At 74.0% G+C, this 17,311-nt stretch carries 16 protein-coding genes; 11 read left to right on the top strand and 5 right to left on the bottom strand.

The window, feature by feature from the left end:
- Positions 1–15: 15 nt before the first annotated feature.
- Positions 16–570, top strand: coding sequence for a hypothetical protein (locus IE332_RS32245; protein ID WP_229929086.1), 555 nt, complete (start codon positions 16–18; stop codon positions 568–570).
- A gap of 99 nt (positions 571–669) precedes the next feature.
- Positions 670–3,024 (top strand): DEAD/DEAH box helicase, encoded by a 2,355-nt coding sequence (locus tag IE332_RS32250; RefSeq protein ID WP_189923404.1) that lies wholly within the window; start codon positions 670–672, stop codon positions 3,022–3,024.
- 34 nt (positions 3,025–3,058) lie between these two features.
- On the opposite strand, the gene IE332_RS32255 is transcribed toward IE332_RS32250, so the two are convergent.
- A complete protein-coding gene (locus IE332_RS32255) occupies positions 3,059–3,976 on the bottom strand; it encodes a WD40 repeat domain-containing protein (protein WP_189923406.1) in 918 nt (305 codons plus the stop codon).
- Positions 3,977–4,417: 441 nt separating this feature from the next.
- On the opposite strand from IE332_RS32255, the gene IE332_RS32260 reads away from it, so the two are divergent.
- Entirely contained in the window at positions 4,418–5,737 is a 1,320-nt protein-coding gene (locus IE332_RS32260) for an RNA-guided endonuclease InsQ/TnpB family protein (RefSeq protein ID WP_229929087.1), read from the top strand.
- Positions 5,734–5,982 (top strand): hypothetical protein, encoded by a 249-nt coding sequence (locus IE332_RS32265; RefSeq protein WP_189923408.1) that lies wholly within the window; start codon positions 5,734–5,736, stop codon positions 5,980–5,982. Before IE332_RS32260 ends, IE332_RS32265 begins: the two co-directional genes overlap by 4 nt.
- 63 nt (positions 5,983–6,045) lie before the next feature.
- Here IE332_RS32265 and IE332_RS32270 read toward each other — a convergent pair whose 3' ends face one another.
- Positions 6,046–7,023 carry a GlxA family transcriptional regulator gene (locus IE332_RS32270; protein WP_189923410.1) on the bottom strand — a complete coding sequence of 326 codons (978 nt, stop codon included), beginning with the start codon at positions 7,021–7,023 and terminating at the stop codon, positions 6,046–6,048.
- Positions 7,024–7,094: 71 nt separating this feature from the next.
- Between IE332_RS32270 and IE332_RS32275 the strand changes: the two genes are divergently transcribed.
- The 3 genes from IE332_RS32275 (at position 7,095) to IE332_RS32285 (ending at position 12,330) form a co-directional block, all read left to right on the top strand.
- Complete coding sequence (locus tag IE332_RS32275) at positions 7,095–7,772, top strand: HD domain-containing protein (RefSeq protein WP_229929088.1); 678 nt, start codon at positions 7,095–7,097, stop codon at positions 7,770–7,772.
- 131 nt (positions 7,773–7,903) lie between these two features.
- Positions 7,904–11,380 (top strand): hypothetical protein, encoded by a 3,477-nt coding sequence (locus IE332_RS32280; RefSeq protein ID WP_189923412.1) that lies wholly within the window; start codon positions 7,904–7,906, stop codon positions 11,378–11,380.
- 227 nt (positions 11,381–11,607) lie between these two features.
- Positions 11,608–12,330, top strand: coding sequence for an LURP-one-related/scramblase family protein (locus tag IE332_RS32285; protein ID WP_189923414.1), 723 nt, complete (start codon positions 11,608–11,610; stop codon positions 12,328–12,330).
- A gap of 124 nt (positions 12,331–12,454) precedes the next feature.
- Here IE332_RS32285 and IE332_RS32290 read toward each other — a convergent pair whose 3' ends face one another.
- A complete protein-coding gene (locus IE332_RS32290; RefSeq protein WP_189923416.1) occupies positions 12,455–12,700 on the bottom strand; it encodes a hypothetical protein in 246 nt (81 codons plus the stop codon).
- Between the two features lie 211 nt (positions 12,701–12,911).
- Here IE332_RS32290 and IE332_RS32295 point away from each other — a divergent pair, with 211 nt between their 5' ends.
- The gene (locus IE332_RS32295; protein ID WP_189923418.1) at positions 12,912–13,316 is read left to right on the top strand and encodes a hypothetical protein; all 405 of its coding nucleotides are present in this window, start codon (positions 12,912–12,914) and stop codon (positions 13,314–13,316) included.
- A 117-nt stretch (positions 13,317–13,433) separates the two neighbouring features.
- The gene (locus IE332_RS32300) at positions 13,434–14,216 is read left to right on the top strand and encodes a hypothetical protein (protein ID WP_189923421.1); all 783 of its coding nucleotides are present in this window, start codon (positions 13,434–13,436) and stop codon (positions 14,214–14,216) included.
- A gap of 228 nt (positions 14,217–14,444) precedes the next feature.
- Here IE332_RS32300 and IE332_RS32305 read toward each other — a convergent pair whose 3' ends face one another.
- The gene (locus tag IE332_RS32305) at positions 14,445–15,389 is read right to left on the bottom strand and encodes a LysR family transcriptional regulator (RefSeq protein ID WP_189923422.1); all 945 of its coding nucleotides are present in this window, start codon (positions 15,387–15,389) and stop codon (positions 14,445–14,447) included.
- 115 nt (positions 15,390–15,504) lie between these two features.
- Here IE332_RS32305 and IE332_RS32310 point away from each other — a divergent pair, with 115 nt between their 5' ends.
- Both IE332_RS32310 and IE332_RS32315 read left to right on the top strand, forming a co-directional pair.
- A complete protein-coding gene (locus tag IE332_RS32310) occupies positions 15,505–16,317 on the top strand; it encodes an inositol monophosphatase family protein (protein WP_189923423.1) in 813 nt (270 codons plus the stop codon).
- Between the two features lie 48 nt (positions 16,318–16,365).
- The gene (locus IE332_RS32315) at positions 16,366–17,010 is read left to right on the top strand and encodes an NADPH-dependent F420 reductase (protein ID WP_189923426.1); all 645 of its coding nucleotides are present in this window, start codon (positions 16,366–16,368) and stop codon (positions 17,008–17,010) included.
- A 19-nt stretch (positions 17,011–17,029) separates the two neighbouring features.
- On the opposite strand, the gene IE332_RS32320 is transcribed toward IE332_RS32315, so the two are convergent.
- A partial coding sequence (locus tag IE332_RS32320) for a dihydrofolate reductase family protein (RefSeq protein WP_189914641.1) occupies positions 17,030–17,311 on the bottom strand: 282 nt, incomplete at its 5' end.

Genomic DNA, 17,311 nt, shown 5'->3' on the forward strand with positions numbered 1-17,311 from the left:
CGTATGAAGACGCTGGTGGAAGAGACCGTTGTGGCCGAGCTCCGCACCGGGGGAGACGAGGCGGTTCGCCTGTACGTCGCAGCCTGCGCCGAGCGGATGGCCCCGCTGTTCATCGGTCTGCGGGCGGGCGAGACGGGACGGGAGGCCGACGTGGAGTTCTACCGGGAGTCGGTGGGCCACCTCTGGAACGTCGACCGTCCGCTTCCCGACGCCGCCGACCGTGCCCGCCTGCTGGAGCGGTTCCCCGAGCTGCAGCCGGTCGAGGACGGGAACACCGGCGTCGCCGACACCTACACGTTCCTCGCGACCCTGGCCCTGCGGCACGCCTTGTCGGTCCACGACACCGGGAACGCCGACCACGCGGTGTCCTGCGGCCACGCGACACTCACCGCCATGGGCATGCTCGACCAGAACGCGACCGGCGCCCCCTTCACCGCCGAGGAACTGCGACTCCAGTCCCTCTCGGTGTCCGGTACCGCCGCAGGCCTGTGGGAGGCGAGCGTCGCGGCCGGGCGGGAGCGATTCCGCGCGGTGCTGAGCCGCACCGGAGGCAGCGGGCGCCGAACCTGACGGCACGGCGCATGTGAACACCGACCCGCTCGCGCCGCCCCTTCCGCAGCCCCGCCCGCCCCGCTCCGCCGTCCCGGCATCCGAAGGAGAAGCACCGCCGTGGAGAGCACCACCGCCACCGCCACCGCCGAGCAGGACGTGCCGACCGGGCCGCGCGCCCAGGCCGTACCGCCGCTCCCGGTGCAGCCGTCCGGCACCGCCGCGGTGAACCCGCTGCCGCTGCACTGGTTCCAGAAGGACGCGGTGGCGGCCGCGGTGCGCGAGGTGAAGGACGGCGGCCGGGCGACGGTCGTCGCGGCCACCGGCTCCGGCAAGACCCTGATCGCCGCGGGCTGCGCCCGTCGTCTCGCCGCCCGGGGGCGGGTGCTGGTGCTGGTGCCGACGATCGAGCTGCTGGAGCAGACGGCGGAGGCGTGGTCGCTGCGGGGCGGGCGCCGCGGGCTGGCGGTGGCGGCATGTTCGCGGGAGGAGGCGTTGGAGAGCGCGGAGGCCGGGGGCCGGGTACGGGCCGAGGTGTCGACGCAGGCCCCGCGGATCGCCGACCTGGTCGCCGCCGAGAAGCCGGGCGAGCCGGTCACCGTGTACGCGACCTACGCCTCGCTGGAGCGCATCGTCGAGGCCCACCGGCTGTGCGGCCTCCCGGTCTGGGACCTGGTCGTCGTCGATGAGGCCCACCGCACCGCCGGTTCGGAGGGGAAGGCGTGGGCGGCCGTCCACGACGACGCCCAAGTCCCCGCCCACAGGCGCCTGTACGTCACCGCCACCCCGCGGATCGCCGACGACCGGCGCGCGAAGGACGGCCTGGCCGACCTCGCCGACGCCGATGGCGCCGAGAAGCTGCCGGCGCTGTGCTCCATGGACGACGAGACGGTCTACGGCCCCACCGTGTTCACCTGGACCCTCGGCCAGGGCATCGAGCACGGCTACCTCGCCGACTACCGCGTCCTGGTCCCTGTCGTCACCGACGAGGACCTGCGCGAACTGCTGCGCCTCCCCGCCGTCGCCGACCTGCGCTCCCAGCGCGGCAACGAGGAACTGCTGTGCCTGGCCCTGCAGATCGCGGTGCTGCGCGCGATCGCCGACCTCGGCCTGCGCCGCGTCATCACCTTCCACTCCCGGGTGTCGGCGGCACGCGAGTTCGCGAACACCCTGCTGGACGCGTCGGAGCTGCTGGAGGACAAGGACAGGCCGGAGCGGTTGACGGCGCTCGCCGTGGCCGGTACCGACCGCCTCAAGGACCGCCGCGCCGCGTTCGCCACGTTCAAGGCCTCCACCGGTGACGACGGCGAGGAGTGCTGCGTCATCTGCAACTCGCGCCTCCTGTCGGAGGGCATCGACGTGGCCGCCGTCGACGCCGTCTGCTTCGCCGACCCGAAGTCGTCGGTCATCGACATCGTCCAGGCCGTCGGCCGCGCGCTGCGCCAGTCCTACCGGCAGGGCAAGGTGTCCTGGGTCGTCATCCCGGTGTACCTGCCGACGCCGGAGGTCGGCGACGACACGGCGTCCGCCGACCCGGCCGAGGTCCACGACGCGGGCGAGGCCGTGAAGGCGGAGGCCGACGCCGAGATCGAGGCCAGCTCCTTCCGTACGATCTGGCGGGTCCTGCGCGCGCTGGCGGCGCACGACGCCAGGGTGGCCGGCCGGATCACCGAGCTGCGCGGTGCGCGGTCCCAGGGCACCGCGCACACCACCACGACCGCGGCCGGCGAGGGCGAGGCCTCCGAGGCCGAGCGGCCGTCGGCGCCGGTCGAGTCGCCGGCCGAGTGGCTGCGGATCGACGCCCGCCACCACGCGGCGCGGATCCTGCAGACGGTGAAGCTGCGGGCGTTCAACCCGCGGGCCGTGGAGTGGCAGCGGATGCACGCCGTCGCCGCCGGGTTCCACCTCGAGCACGGCCACCTCGACCCCACCGAGCGCGAGCAGCACGGGGAGCTGATCTCCTGGCTCGCCCGCCAGCGCCACCTCAACGGCCAGGGCCTGCTCGACCCCGCCCGGGTCAGCGAGCTGGAGGCGCTCGGCATGATCTGGTCGAAGAACGCCAACGCCTGGGAACGCGGGGCCGCGTACGCCGCCGCGTTCCACCGCCGGCACGGCCACCTGGCGATCCCCGCCACCGCGAAGCTCGACGACTACGCGGTGGGTGCCTGGATGCGCCGCCAGCGCAAGGCCGACCACCTCACCCCCGACCAGGCGGCCGAGCTCGACGCCCTGGACGAACTCTGGCGCCTGGAACCGGACTGGAACCGCTCCTACCGCCGCCTGCTCGCCTACCTCGCCGCCGGCGGCACCCTCGACGGCCCCGCCAACCGCACCGGCCTCACGGGCGACCCCACCTTCCGCCCCGGCACCTGGCTGCGCAAACAGGCCAAGGCCCGCACCGACGGCAAGCTGACCGACCACCAGACCGCACTCCTGGACACGCTCCACCGGCACGCCGAGACCGTCACCCACTGACCGACGTCAGGCGGTGGCCCCGCCCGGGGTGTGCTCACGCGGGCCCGGCGGGCCATTCCTCGCCGGTGGCGCCGTCGAGGCGGCGTACTCCGTTCTCGTCCGCACCGAACAGGGCGACCCGGCCGCCCACCCGGACGGCGCCCACCGCCAGACAGGCGTCCTCCTCCCAGCCGTCGACCGGCTCGCCCACGGGCTGTCCGGTGAGCGCGTCGTACCGGTGGAGGCGGTCCGAGGCCACCGCCAGCACCGTCCGGCCGCCCGCCTGGTAGGCGCACAGGCCCAGTGTGTTCTCGGGGTGCACCATCATCGCGCCGAGCGGTGTCCAGGTCTCGGGGTCCCAGATCCGCACCGAGTGGTCCGTGGCGCCGGTGGCCAGCAGGATCCGGCCGTCCGCCGCGTACGGGACGAGGTGGTTGATCGGCCCGTTGTGCGCCTTGACCGGACCGCCCGCCGGCCGGCCGGTCGCCGGGTCCCAGGCCCGCAGCAGCCCGTCGGCGTCCCCGCCGGCCAGCAGGGCCGTGCCGTCCGCCGTGGTGAACGCGGTCAGCGACCACACCTCCCTGCGACCGGTGCCGCGCATCCGCGGCCCCGCCGCCTCCCCGGTCACCGCGTCGACCCGCTCCACACGGCCGTCGTTCCACCCGAGCAGCAGGTTCCGCCGCCCGTCGGCGCCGCGGTGGGGAAACGCCGCCGACATCCGCGGCCACGTCCGGCCCCACGGCTTGCGCCGCTTGCCCCAGGTGTCGGGACAGACCCGCTCGCCCGTCGTCAGGTCGAACTGGAACACCGTCCCGCGCAGTCCCCGGAACTGATCCAGGACCACCAGCACCGGCCGTTCGCCGTCGCCGCCGTCGCCGTGGACGTGAGCCTGGCGGAGCTGGCCGCTGATGAAGCGTTCGTCGAGCGCGAACTCCCGTACCAGGGAACCGTCTTCGGCATCGAATGCCGTCAAGCCCCGACCCTGGGTCGAGCCCGCCCGGATGACCGCCGGTCGCCCGTCGAGCTCGACACCGAGCAGGCGGCTCCCCAGGCCGGCGGACGGGCCGTCCCAGGCCGTGAAAGGGGCCGCCGTACGCATTCCCGCCGAACCTCACTGTCCTCAAGGGAGAGGCCGTCACCCTTCGCGGGCCGCTCCCGAGCCGGCGATGCTACCAGCCGGGGACCGGCCGGCAGCGGTCGCGTCCGCGTCGTCGTGCCCGGGGCGATCACGGCCGCTCGTGCGGTGGTTTGACGACCGGTCGGGTGAGCTGTGCCACCTGTCCCGCTGTGCGTCGTCGGGCGAGAATACCGAGGCATGACCTTATGGCCGTTGCTGGACGACGTGACGGCCGCTACGAATATCGGGATTCGGATTCCAGCGTGGTGACATAAACCAAAATGTATAGTGATCGAAATGCAGCTTCGGTACAGCTTCCGCGTGTATCCGGGCACCGGTCAGTGCATGGCGCTGGCAAGGGCGTTCGGGTGTGTGCGGGTGGTCTTCAACGACGCGCTTCGCGTCCGTGAGACCGCCCGAGCCGCCGGGCTGCCGTTCGTTTCCTCGGGCGAACTGTCCAAGCAACTCACCGCCGCGAAGAAGACCCCCGAGCGGGCATGGCTCACCGAGGTGTCATCGGTCGTGTTGCAACAGTCCCTCCGAGATCTGGACACGGCCTACAAGAACTTCTTCGACGGCCTCAAGGGCAAACGCCCGCGCATGGGCGCGCCTCGGTTCAAGTCCCGCAAGGACAGCCGGCAGTCGATCCGGTTCACGGCGAACGCCGGGTGGAAGATCACGCCCGGTGGTAGGCTACGGCTTCCCAAGGTCGGCGACGTGCGGGTGAAGTGGTCCCGCTCCCTGCCTTCCGTGCCGTCGACGGTGACGATCGTCAAGGACGCTGCCGGGAGGTACTTCGCCTCCTTCGTCGTGGAGACGGAGACCGAAGCGCTGCCGGAGACGGGCAGCACGGTCGGCATCGATCTGGGGCTGACCCACTTCGCGATCCTCTCCGACGGCACGAAGATCGACAGCCCCCGCTTCCTGCGCCGGGCCGAGAAGAAGCTGAAGAAGGCCCAGCGGGACCTGTCCCGCAAGGCCGAGGGCAGCAGCAACCGGGCCAAGGCCCGCATCAAGGTCGCGCGTTGCCACGCACGGACAGCCGATGCGCGACGCGATTTCCACCACCAGCTCTCCACCAAGATCATCCGTGAGAATCAAGCGGTTGCCGTGGAAGACCTGGCGGTCAAGGGACTCGCCCGTACGCGCATGGCCAAGTCCGTACACGACGCCGGATGGTCGGCGTTCGTGACGATGCTGGAGTACAAGGCCGCCAAGTTCGGCCGGGTCTTCCATCGCATCGGACGGTTCGAGCCGACCTCTCAGGTCTGCTCGGTGTGCGGCGTCAAGGACGGACCCAAGCCCCTTTCGGTCCGTGAGTGGACCTGCGGGGCGTGCGGGGCAGTGCTCGATCGGGACATCAACGCGGCGGTCAACGTCGCCAAGGCCGCTGGACTGGCGGCATCAGCCTGCGGAGCGCGGGTAAGACCGGGAATCGTCCCGGCGCAGCGCGAAGAAACAGGAACCCACCCGAAGCCCCAGCCGGTCACCACCAGCGGGCAGGCGGGAATCTCCGTCCTTCAGGGCGGAGAGGATGTCAATGGTACGCGAACGGTGTCTGGGCCCGGGCGCCGTACCCGGACGGCCTCGCCGACGACGGCCTGGACTGCGGCATGAGCTCCTTCATCGACCGCGGCGAGGTCCTGGGCGAACTGACGGACCACCTGGACGACACGGCCGACGGGCCGAGCGCGGACAGCCTCCTGGCCGACGCGGAAGCGTACCGGCTGCAGCCGCGCGAACTGCTGGAACGGCTGGGCGAGACCAACCGCGACGACGACCCGCTGGACCCGCCGGCCATCGTCCGGGCACTGGCCCGCGCGGGCCTGACGGGGGAGTTCGCGGCGACCGACACCCTCTGACGAGCGGGACGGCGCCGGCTGCCCCTGCCACCCCTGCCACCACGAGGTGCCCCACGCGAGGCCCTACCCGGCGGGGGGCCGGAGGGCGTCGCCTGGCGCGGTGACGCGGAAGGTGGCCCGGTAGTCCGCGGGGGACGTGCCGACGCGGCGGTGGAAGGCGGCCCGGAAGGCGGCCGGGCTGCCCAAACCGCTGAGGCGGGCGATCTGTTCGACGGGGCCGGCGGTCGTCTCCAGGAGTTCGCGGGCCCAGTCGATGCGGGCGTCGGTCAGCCAGGCCATCGGCGAGGTGCCCGTCTCCTGCTGGAAACGGCGGATGAACGTCCGGCGGGACATGTGCGCGCGGTGGGCCAGCTCGTCCACGCTCTGGCGGTGGGCGAGGTTGTCGAGCATCCAGGCGCGGACCGGGGCGAGGTCCTCGCCGCGGGCGGCCGGCCGGAAGCGATCGACGAACTGCGCCTGGCCGCCCGAACGTCGGGGCGGGGCGACGAGCAGCCGGGCGCGGGCGTTGGCGGCCGCGGCGCCGTAGTCCCCGCGGATGATGTGCAGGCACAGGTCGACGCCCGCGGTCACCCCCGCGGAGGTGAGGACGTCGCCGTCGTCGACGTAGAGCAGGTTCGGCCGGACGTCGATCCGGGGGTACCGGCGTTGCAGCTCGGCGGCGTCCCGCCAGTGGGTCGTGGCGGGGCGCCCGTCCAGCAGCCCGGCGGCCGCCAGGGCGAACGCCCCCGTGCAGATCGACACCAGCCGCGCTCCGCGCTCGTGCGCCGAGCGGATCGCCGACAGCGCCGTGGCGGGAAGCGGGCTGTCCGGATCCTCGTAGCCGGGGACGACCACGGTGTCGGCGTCGCGCAGCGCCTCCAGCCCGGCGGAGGTGCCCACCGTGAACCCGCCGCTGAGAACCGGCCCGGCGGACGGGTCGGTGCAGACGGTGATCCGGTAGTGCGGGTCCGACCCGAAGGCCTGCGCCGGGATGCCGAGGTCGAGCGGAAGGACCCCGGGAAGCGCCAGCACCGCGACCCGGTGCCCATCGACGGCCGACATGGCACGATCCTAGCGGTGAACGGCCCCCGTGCCACTGTCGGCGGCCCGGCCGCGATTCGTAGCCTGCGCCCATGGAACTCTCACCGATGGAACGCTCGCCCATGGAACGCTCGCCCACGGAACTCTCGCTCGACCTGCCGACCGGCCCCCTGGCCGAGGCCGTCCTCGCCGCCGCGCGAGCCTCGGAGACCGCGCCGATCCTCAACCACAGCGTGCGCAGCTTCCTCTTCGCCCAGCTCCTGGCCGCCCACGACGGATGCCTGGACGACGCCGCCTACGACCGCGACCTGCTGTTCGCCGCCACCGTCCTGCACGACCTGGGCACCGGCAGCCTGGCCAAGGGCGAGGCCCGGTTCGAGGTGGAGGGCGCGGACCTGGCGGCGGATCTGCTGCGCCGGCACGACGTCCCCGAGGCGGACGTCGACCGCGTGTGGGAGGCCATCGCCCTGCACACCTCACCCGGCATCGCCGAGCGCCGCGGCCTGCTGTGCCACCTCACCCGCGAGGGCGTGGGCGCCGACTTCGGGCGCGGCGCGGAGATCGTCGCCCCGTGGGAGAAGCGGATCCACGCCGCCCACCCCCGCCTGGCCATGGTCCGCTCGCTCGTCGACGCGATCGTGGAGCGGGCCGCCCGGTCGGACGCCGCGGCTCCCCGCTACTCGCTCGGCGGCGAACTCCTCCGCGAACGCCGGGCCGACGGCGTGACCGGTATGGAACTCGCCACCACCGGCACGCCCTGGGGGGAGTGAGCCGCCCCGGCGGGAGGCCTCCCGCCCCAGCGGCACCCGTCCGAGAGGCACCCCGCCCCAGCGGCACCCGCCCCCGAGGCCTCGCACAAAAACCGGTGGGGGTGCCCGCCGTGCCCGGCCAGAATGACCGCATGCCGCACGAAGCCGATCAGCTGCTCGCCGACCTCGACCCGCTCTCCCACCCGGAGCGTCAACGGCTCGCCGCCCGCAGGGCCAGGGAGTTCGCCGCCGACGGCGGGCTCCCTGGGCTCCTGCTCGGCCTGGAGCGCTCCGGTGTGTACGGCCGACGGCTGGCCGCGCTCGCCGCGTCGGCCGGCCGGGCCACCGGCTACCTCGCTGAGCGGCTGACCGACCCCGACCCGGTGGTCCGCGGGTACGCCCTGCGCGCCGCCCGCACCCAGGGCATCCCGGACGAGGCGATCGAGGCGGCCTTCACCGGCGCCTCCTGCACCCTGCGCCGACAGCTGACCCGGGTCGTCCGGCACGGCCGCCGGCACCGGCTCGCCGAGCGGCTGGTGGGCCGCCTGCGCGCCGAGTGGGGCGATGCCGAGGCCGCCCGGCTGCTCTCCGCCTGCGGCCCCGCCTTCGTCGGCCGGACCCTGCCCGAACTCGCGCACGCCGCACCGCTCGCACCCCTCGCCGCACGCTTCCCGGACGAGGTCCTGGACCACCTGGAGCGGGTCCTCGCCAAGCACCCCGAGACGCTGCGGCTCGGGCACTGGCCCGCCCTCGCCGACGTCCTCGGCGCCGTCGTGCGGGCCCGCCCCGCACGGGTCCTCGACCTGCTGGAGCGGTTCGGCCCGGACCTCCCGCTGCGCCGGGAGCACCTGCCGCCGCTGGCCGCCACCGACGCCGAACGCACCGTCCGGCTCCTCGCCGATCCGCGGCGCGGCGCGGTCGGGCCGTACACCACGCCGCCCACCGGCGGCACGCTGCGCCGGCTGGTGCGCGCCGACCCGCCCTCGCTCCCCGCCCTGGGCCGGCACTGGCTGGCCGCGCCCCGCTGCCTCGCCGCCCTGCTGCGCGCCCTTCCCCCGGGCCGGCGCGACGCGTTCCTCGACCTCGTGTACGCCGGCGCCCTCCCACGAGAGGGCGAACTCTCCCTCCTCCTACCGCTGTTCCCGCACGCGCGCCGCCACGCCGAGGCCCGGCGGCAGGTCGCCGCACGCCGCGCGAAGGGCCGCCCTTGGGCCCGGATCGCCCCCGCCCTGGCCCACCTGCCCACCGAGGAGGCCCGGCCGGAGCTGCGAGCCGCCCTCGCCCGCCCGGACGCCGACGACCGCTGCGCCGCCTGGACGGCCCTGTTCGCGGGCGCGGCCGCCTCCGGCGACCGGGCCGCCGTCCAGGACGCGCTCGGCCTGCTGCCGCGGCTGCGCAACGAGCAGGACCCGGTCCGCTGCGCGGCGCTGACCGCGCTCGCCCAGGTGCCCGCCCGGCTGCTGACCCGGGAGGCGGTGCCCGTCCTCGACGCCGCCGTCCAGGACGCCGTCGACGCCCGTGACTGCTCGTACGCCACCCGCACCGCCCTGCAGCGACTGGTCGCCGAGGTCCTGCGGGAGCACGCCGTCACCGGCGGCGCCGAGCTGGTCGAGTGGGCACTGCGGAGCCTGCGCCGCATCGCCGGGCAGACCGGCACGGTCGAACTCGGCCGGCTGGAGCACCGGTTGCGGCGCGGCCAGGAGCACGCCGTGTTCGAGACCCTGCGGCCGTGGCTGGACGCCATGGCCGACACCGCGGAGTACTGGCTGCTGTTCACCCTGGCCCGTTCACTCGGCCGACGGGCCCGCGGCGTCCCGGAACTGCAGGAACTCCTCCTGCACGCCCTTCAGTTCGGGTCGGACGGCGCCTTCGTCACGGCCGCCGCCCTGTGGCTGGACGACCCGCGCACCCGCGACACCCGGGTCGCCGAGATCCTCGGACTCGAGCCCTCCGCCGCCCTCCTGCGGCCGGTGCGGGACGTGCTGGCCGAGCGGCGCACCGACCTGCTCGACCCGCTGCTCGCCCCCGTGCCGCCGTACGGGCGGTTCCTCAAGCGGCCGCAGCGGGCGCCCCTGCCGCCGACCGGGTCGGCGAGGCGCTGGACGCCGCGCCAGTGGCGGGCCGCCGCCCGCCTCGCCGCCGCGGCGGCGAACGACCCCTCCCTGCCACTGCACGGGCGTGCCGCGGCCGTCCACGCCGCCGCCGCGATCCCCGAGTACGGCGAGGCGGTCGTCCGCGCCCACCTGCACTCCACCGAGGCGGCGCTCAGCGAGGCGGCGCTCAGCGAGGCGGTGCTCACCGACACCGCGCCCACCGAGACCGCGCCCAGCGAGACCGTGCTCGTCGAGGCGGCGCTCGCCGCCCTGGCCCGGACGGACCGGCCCGCCGACGCGCTGGGCGACCTGCTCGCCCACGCGGGCGGCGACCGCGCCCGGGTCGCGGTGTACGCGGCCACCCGGGCCGCCCGGTTCGCCCCGCCCGGCGAACTCGCCCAGCGGCTCGGCGAGTTGCTGTCCAGGACGCAGGGCAGCAAGGTGACCAGCCGCAAGGAGGCCGTACGGCTGGCCGCCGAGCACCTCCCGCCGCGGACCGCCGCCGACCTGCTGGTCACCGCGTACCGCGTCGAAGGCCAGCACCGCGACGTCCGCGCCGCGGTGGTCGCCTTCGCGACCGGCCTGCTGGACGCCGAACCCGTCTGGGACCTGCTCGCCGAGGCCGCCGGGCAGGCCCCGCCACCCGTGCGCCGCGCCGTACTGCGGGCCCACCCGGCGCACCTCCCGGAGGTCCACCGGGCCCGCTACGCCCGCCTGGTGGCCTCCGTCGCCGCCTCGCCGGACTCGGAAGTCGCCACGCCCGCCCTCGCCGAGCTGCCGCGGTGGGCCGCCTGGGCGCCGGAGACCGCGGACGTTGCCCGACGAACCGTCACCGACCTTGCGAACCGGGGCAGTTGGCTGGAGGCTGCGGGCGCCGTCCGCGCACTCGCCGCCTCCGGGCTGCCGCACCCGCTCGGCGGCGCCGCCCCCGGCAGCCTGCTGCACCGCACCCTCGCCGAACTCGCCGCCGCCACACGGACGGACGACCACGACGCCGGGAGCGACCCCGACGCCGGGGACGACCACGACGCCGGGGTCGACCGGGACCTGCCGGCCCGCCGGAGGCTGGCCCACCTCGCCGACCTCCCCGCGGACGACCGCCACCGGCCGCTGCTCGCCGGCGCCGCCGACCTGCTCGCGGCCGAACCCGACCTGACGGGCATCAGGACGGCCGCGCTGCGCCGGCTGGTGGACCCCGCGGCCGGGCCGCAGGCGCTGGCGGCCGCGCTCGGCACGCTCGCCGACGCCCACCAGGGCCGGCCGGCGGCGGCCGCGCTCACCGCGGCGGCGCTGCTGCGCGAGCACACCTCGGGCCCGCTGCCGCCGCCCGGGACCCCCGACGCGCTGGCGCGCACCGCCCGCCGGGACGGGGACACCGGCGCGGCCGCCGGACTGTTCGCCACGGCGCTGACCGAGGTGTTCGGCGACCGCCTCGGCTGGCCCCAGGAGTGGCGGGCCCTCCTGCGCGAACTGCGCCGCCACCCCTCGGCGGACGTCCGCGAGCGCGCCCTCGCGGCCGTCGTGCACCGGGAGTGACCCGATCGCCGGCTCCGCCCCCGCCGCGCGCCACGACCTGAGGACGCATCGGATGCACGGCGGAGCGGATGTGACATCAGCCACATCCGCTCCGCCGAGCACCGGCCGGGTGTCGATCACAAACCCCGGACCTGCACGTCAAATTCACAAATCGACGTCCCGGACGAACCCGGGGGCCGCTCGAAACGACCTGGCTCCCCAAGCGGATTGGGCCTAGCCTGCCCGCCATGTCCCAGAACACGAACACCCCCGGTTTCCCCGGGCAGCCGGCCGCTCCGGCCGGCGACTCCGCCAAGGTGCAGCGCCAGGTACAGCAGCAGGCGGGCGTCGGACCGGTCTCCGGTGGCGGCGGCACCCTCTTCTCCGAGCCCGTCCTGGTGGTGAATCAGAAGGCCAAGCTGATCGAGCTGACCAACGAGTACGCGGTCTTCGACCAGCAGGGCGCCACGCTGGGATCGGTGGTCCAGGTCGGCCAGGGCGCGCTGCGCAAGGTCCTGCGGCTGCTCACCTCCCTCGACCAGTACCTCACCCACAAGCTGGAGATCCGTGACGCGCACGGCACCCCGGTGCTGCTGCTGACCCGTCCGGCGAAGCTCATCAAGTCGCGGGTGATCGTGCAGCGTCCGGACGGCCAGGAGGTCGGCCAGATCATCCAGCAGAACGCCATCGGGAAGATCAATTTCGCGCTGGAGGTCGGCGGCCAGAAGGTCGGCGCCATCAAGGCGGAGAACTGGCGGGCCTGGAACTTCTCCATCGTCGACCAGACGGACACCGAGGTCGCCCGGATCACCAAGACCTGGGAAGGCCTGGCGAAGACGATGTTCACCACGGCCGACAACTACGTGCTCCAGATCCACCGCCCGCTCGCCGACCCGCTGCTCAGCCTCGTCGTCGCGACCGCGCTGACCGTGGACACCGCGCTGAAGCAGGACGCCCGCGGCCTCGGCTAGCCGCGAACCGTACGTCGCCGGGAGCCCCGCCCCCCGCCCCCGCTCAGGCGGCTTCCGGGGGGTGGGGCTCCCGGCGACGGGGTGGCCACCGCCGCGGGCCGGCCGCGGTCCCCGTGGCGCCCGATCAGTAGTAGGCGTACGCGGCGCCCGCCGTCACGTCGGCGTTCGTGGTGGTGGGCCGCGAGTCGGCCCCGTAGGCGGCGTAGCCCGCGGTCACGGCGGCGCCGGCGAGCGCCAGGGCGGCGAGCCGGGCCAGGTACGTCCGGCGCAGGCTCATGCCCCGCCGTCGCCCGGGGACATGCCGGGCGTCCTCGACGGCGGACCCGGCCGGCTCGGCAAGCGGGCTCTGAGACGTGGTGTCGTCGCTCATCGGTCTCTCCGTAGGTGAGTTGGGCTCGAATGCAGCCGGAGCATAGTGCCACCAAGGCAATTGGGCATCGGCCGGCCGGCCGGCCCGGATCCGGCCGCTGCCGAGCGGGTGCCCGCGTCCGACGCGGTGCGCCCCGCGGCCGGCACGGGCCCGGGTAGCATGTGGCGCCACGGCCGGAGCAGGGGTGCGGCCACGGGGGATGGGGGGCGGCGTGACGGAGTCAGAGCGTTTCGGGTGTGAGGCGTGCTGTGCCGAGGACGCCTCGGCGGCACGGGCGCACCATCAGAGCTACACCGGGGTCCGGCTGGAGACGATGATCCAGGACGACTCGCACTTCATCGTCTCCGTCCAGCGCTGCGGCCTCTGTTCGCAGGCCTTCGTGAGCGTCTTCACCGAGTACGTCGACTGGGCCGGCTCGCGGGACGCGCAGTACCGGACCGTGCTGCCGATCACGGACACCGAGGCGGACGACCTGACGGCGGGCCGGCTGAGCCCGCACCGGGCCGGGGCCCTGGGGCACGGCCGCCGCCATCTGCAGAGCGACTGGCCGAGCTCGGCCGACGAGCCGTCCGTGTACTGGAGCAGCGGCGTCTTCGAGGTACGCGAGGGCTACTGACCCGGCCGGGCTCCGCCTGCCACCCTTCGGAGCGGCGAAACGCGCTGGCAGGAAGGCCTTTCCCGCCCGTAGCATCCGAGCCCCGGTCCCGTCCGTCACCCCGAAGGGAGCACGCCCATGTCTGTGGACGCCGGCCTGTACCTGCGCTGGCCCCACGGCCAAGCTCCGTCCGCCGAGGAGTTGGCCGAACAGTTCGGCATCACCTCCCGGAACGGGTCGGGCATCGTCGGCAAGATCGTCTCGGCCGACGGTCACAGCAGGATGTGGATCACCGTCTCCACCGACCCGAGGGACCTCGTCGACCCCTCCCGGACCTTCGAGCACGCCTACGACCACTGGCTCAGCCTTTCCCCCTCCAAGAGCGCCCCGTACCCCGAGGACACGTTCGCCGTGCTCCGCGCCCAGTGCCGGCAGACCGTCACCCGGCTGCGCCGCACCGGGCTGGTGGAGAGCGCCTTCTACGTCGACGCCGACAGTCTGACCAGCTACTGGACCGACACCCGGTCAGCCCTCGGCCCCGAGCCCCTCCCGGCCGTCGAGCTGGACCTCTGGTGGGCCGCCGAGACCCCCACCACCTCCACCCTCCCGGCCGCCCTCACCCCGAACCTGCACCCGGCCCCGGCCGACCCCGCCCGGACCACCGTCCTCATCCCCGTACTCGCCGAGGCCTCCGGCATCCTGTGGGACATCGCCCACCGCGCCGGCGAACTGCCCGTCCGGCACACGGCCCGTTTCACCGGCCACCACGTCACGCCCGAGGAGCTCGACGCCTTCTCCGACCGGCTCGCCGCCGAACTGGCCAGGCCCGGCGAACAGATCGACGTCGCCCTGTGGGCCAACGGCCGCCTGTGCCGCTACGAGGTGGCCAACCAGCCGGTGACCGACCTCCGGGTGTGCTGACCCCGACTCAAGAGGAGCCGACCCGGGACCCCTCCCGTCAACCACGGCGGACACGGGACCGTCGACCCGGTGCAGACGAAACCGGTTGACGGGGTCGGAAGAATGCCCGGCATGGGTACAGACATCAGCGGCTTCCTCGAATACCGGGCGCCGCAGGACGATCAGTGGACACGTGATGTTCACGGGAACGGGAGTCGGCTGCCGTAGGCCTTTCCCCGGGTGCATCCGTCACTGCCCGGTCCGGTCGCTGGGGGGCTGTTGAGGTCCGGTCGGTGGGGCGAACAGGGCCTGGACGGTTTCGGTGGCCAGGTCTCGCAGCCAGGTGTGGGCGCGGTCGTCGTCGTAGCGCTGGTGCCACAGCAGGTACAGGGGGACGTCGGGCAGCGGGAGTGGTGGTGGCAGGGTGGCCAGGCCGAGGTGTTCCCGGGCCGCGCGGGTGACCGCGTCGGGGAGGGTGACGACCAGGTCGGTGTCGAGGGCGAGTTGCAGTGCGAAGGCGGCGGTGGGCCCCGCGGCGACGACGCGTCGTTCGAGGCCGCGGGTGGTCAGGGCGTCGTCGATCGGGTCGCGCAGGCTTCCGCGGCGCGAGACGGTGAGGTGTTCGGCGGCCGCGTAGCGCTCGGTGCTCGGCGGACCCTCGGTGAGGGGGTGGCCCGGCCGGACGGCGACGACCAGCCGGTCCCTGCCGACGAGGCGGTGGCGGATGTCGGGGAGCGCCGGAGCGCTGGAGGCCGATTCGAGGTCGACCTCGCCCCGGCGCAACTCGGCGTCGTCCGTCCCGGGTTCGGCGGACAGGCGCAGCCGGACGCCGGGGGCCCGCTGGTGGACGGCGGTGATCAGGGTGGTGCCGCAGGCGGCGGTCAGGGCGTCGTGCCAGCGCACGGTGAACACCCGGTCCAGAGCCGCGAGGTCGAGTTCCTGCTGCGCGGACAGGAGTTGGTGGGCCTGCTGTACGAGGGCGTGGACCCGGGCGCGCATGGCGAGTGCGCGGGTGGTGGGGACCATGCTGCGGCCGGTGCGGACCAGGATCTGGTCTCCGGTGGCCTTGCGGATGCGGCCCAGGGAGCGGCTCATCGCCGGTGCGGTGACGTGGAGGCGTGCCGCGGCGCCGGCGACGCTGCCCTCTTCCAGCAGTGCGTCCAGGGCCGTGAGCAGGTTCAGATCCAGTTGCATGTCGGTAACTCTACAAGTGCATAGCATGCACTTGTTGTTAATGATCGGGGCCCCTACCTTCGAAGTGCGGGCGAGAGACAAGCCGCCCGCACCCATCGAACCCAGGGAGCCCGCCATGAGCACAGCCATGCCTTTCGCCGCCGACACGACGCTCCTGTCCGAGGTGACCGCCGCGGTGAGGACCGCTGGCCTCACGCTGCGCGACCGCCACACCTCGCACGCCCGGGGCGTGAGTCTGGACGAGGTCGTCGCCGAGATCCACGCCAACGACGACGCGGTGCTGGACGTGCTGCGGGGGCCGCTGCTGCGGGCGCGGCCCGGATCGCGGTGGGCCGAGGACGAGTTGGCCGGCGGTGCGCTCCCGTCGGGGGAGTGGTGGGTCGTCGACCCCGCCGAGGGCAACATCAACCACGTCCACGGCATGGAGGACTGGGCCGTCACCGCCACCCTGGTCCGCGACAACCTGCCGGTGCTCACCGTCGTCCACCTGCCGCTGACCGGCGACACCTACACCGCCGTCGCCGGCGGCGGTGCCCGCCTCAACGACCGGCCCCTGAAGGTGTCCGCCAAGACCGACCTGGGTGCCGCGCTCATCGGCACCGGCCAGGCCAGGCCCGGTGAGGACGAGCGCACCTTCCGGCGGATCGGCGACTCGGTCACCGCCATGCTCGTCAACGGCCTGGTCGTGCGCGTGTCCGTTCCCGCCACGATGCAGCTCATCCACGTCGCCGCCGGACGCATGGACGCCTTCTGGCAGTTCTCCGACGTCCGCTCCGGCCTGGTCGCCGGCGCCCTGCTGGTCTCCGAGGCCGGAGGCACCGTCACCGACCTGGCGGGCGAGCCCTGGCACACCGGCAGCCGCGACTTCCTGGCCGCCGCCCCCGGCATCCACACCGCAGCCCGCAAGGTCCTGTCGACCATCGCCTGACCGGGCCCCTCCGCGCCACCCACCCGATACCGCAAGGAGCATCACCTCATGACCAGCATCGGCATCCTGGGCGCCGGCCGCGTCGGCGCCAACCTCGCCGGCAAGCTCTCCGTGGCCGGACACCGTGTCACCCTCGGTGTCCGGAACCCGGAGGACACCGCAGCGCCCGCCGCCGGCATCGCCCCGCAGATCGCCTTCGCCGACCAGCGCACCACCGCCCGCACCGCGGACATCGTGATCAACGCGACGCCCGGCGACAGCTCCCTGGACCGCCTGGTCGGCCTGCGCACCGAGCTCTCCGGAAAACTCCTCGTCGACGTCTCCAACGCCACCCGCGACACCGATGACGGTCTGCCCGGCGACCTCTGCTATCCCGGCAGCAGCCTCGCCGAGAAGCTCCAGGCCGCACTCCCCGACACCCGGGTGGTCAAGACCCTCAACACCATGCTGTTCATGGTCATGACCGCTCCCGAAACCCTGGCCGTCCCACCGACCGCCTACCTCTCGGGCGACGACCGGAACGCGAAGGAGACCGTCACCCGCCTGCTCGGCGACCTGGGCTGGCAGCCCGGATGGATCGAGGACCTCGGCGGCATCACCACGGCCCGCGCCACCGAGGCCATGGTCCTCGTGGTCCCCCACGTCCTGCGCCGACACGGCTTCAGGCCCTTCGCCGTCTCCCTCGCCTCCTGACCCGTCAGCGGGGACCTTGTCAGCGGAGGACGTCGAGGACCTGCTTCTGCAGGCCGTTGCTGTAGACCTCGTGCTCGACCAGCTTCAGCTTCTGGGCGTCCTTGTCCGTGGTGCTGAAGAGTCGCTTGCCGGCGCCGAGGAGCAGGGGGAAGACGAGCAGGTGGTAGCGGTCGACCAGGCCGGCGTCGGAGAGGGCCTGGTTGAGGGCGGCGCTGCCGTGGACGATGATCGGGCCGCCCTCGGTCTCCTTCAGTGCGGCGACCTCGTCGAGCGAGCGCAGGATGGTGGTCTCGCCCCAGTT

The organism is Kitasatospora xanthocidica, assembly GCF_014656195.1.
GTDB classification, from domain to species: Bacteria; Actinomycetota; Actinomycetes; order Streptomycetales; family Streptomycetaceae; genus Kitasatospora; species Kitasatospora xanthocidica.

Bases quoted from the DNA above. Each gene is read 5' to 3' on its own strand.
- IE332_RS32275 (WP_229929088.1), top strand. From the start codon at position 7,095: ATGGAACTCTCACCGATGGAACGCTCGCCCATGGAACGCTCGCCCACG.
- IE332_RS32280 (WP_189923412.1), top strand. From the start codon at position 7,904: ATGCCGCACGAAGCCGATCAGCTGCTCGCCGACCTCGACCCGCTCTCC.
- IE332_RS32315 (WP_189923426.1), top strand. From the start codon at position 16,366: ATGACCAGCATCGGCATCCTGGGCGCCGGCCGCGTCGGCGCCAACCTC.
- IE332_RS32265 (WP_189923408.1), top strand. From the start codon at position 5,734: ATGAGCTCCTTCATCGACCGCGGCGAGGTCCTGGGCGAACTGACGGAC.
- IE332_RS32260 (WP_229929087.1), top strand. From the start codon at position 4,418: ATGCAGCTTCGGTACAGCTTCCGCGTGTATCCGGGCACCGGTCAGTGC.
- IE332_RS32305 (WP_189923422.1), bottom strand. From the start codon at position 15,389: ATGCAACTGGATCTGAACCTGCTCACGGCCCTGGACGCACTGCTGGAA.
- IE332_RS32310 (WP_189923423.1), top strand. From the start codon at position 15,505: ATGAGCACAGCCATGCCTTTCGCCGCCGACACGACGCTCCTGTCCGAG.
- IE332_RS32290 (WP_189923416.1), bottom strand. From the start codon at position 12,700: ATGAGCGACGACACCACGTCTCAGAGCCCGCTTGCCGAGCCGGCCGGG.
- IE332_RS32285 (WP_189923414.1), top strand. From the start codon at position 11,608: ATGTCCCAGAACACGAACACCCCCGGTTTCCCCGGGCAGCCGGCCGCT.
- IE332_RS32270 (WP_189923410.1), bottom strand. From the start codon at position 7,023: ATGTCGGCCGTCGATGGGCACCGGGTCGCGGTGCTGGCGCTTCCCGGG.
- IE332_RS32300 (WP_189923421.1), top strand. From the start codon at position 13,434: ATGTCTGTGGACGCCGGCCTGTACCTGCGCTGGCCCCACGGCCAAGCT.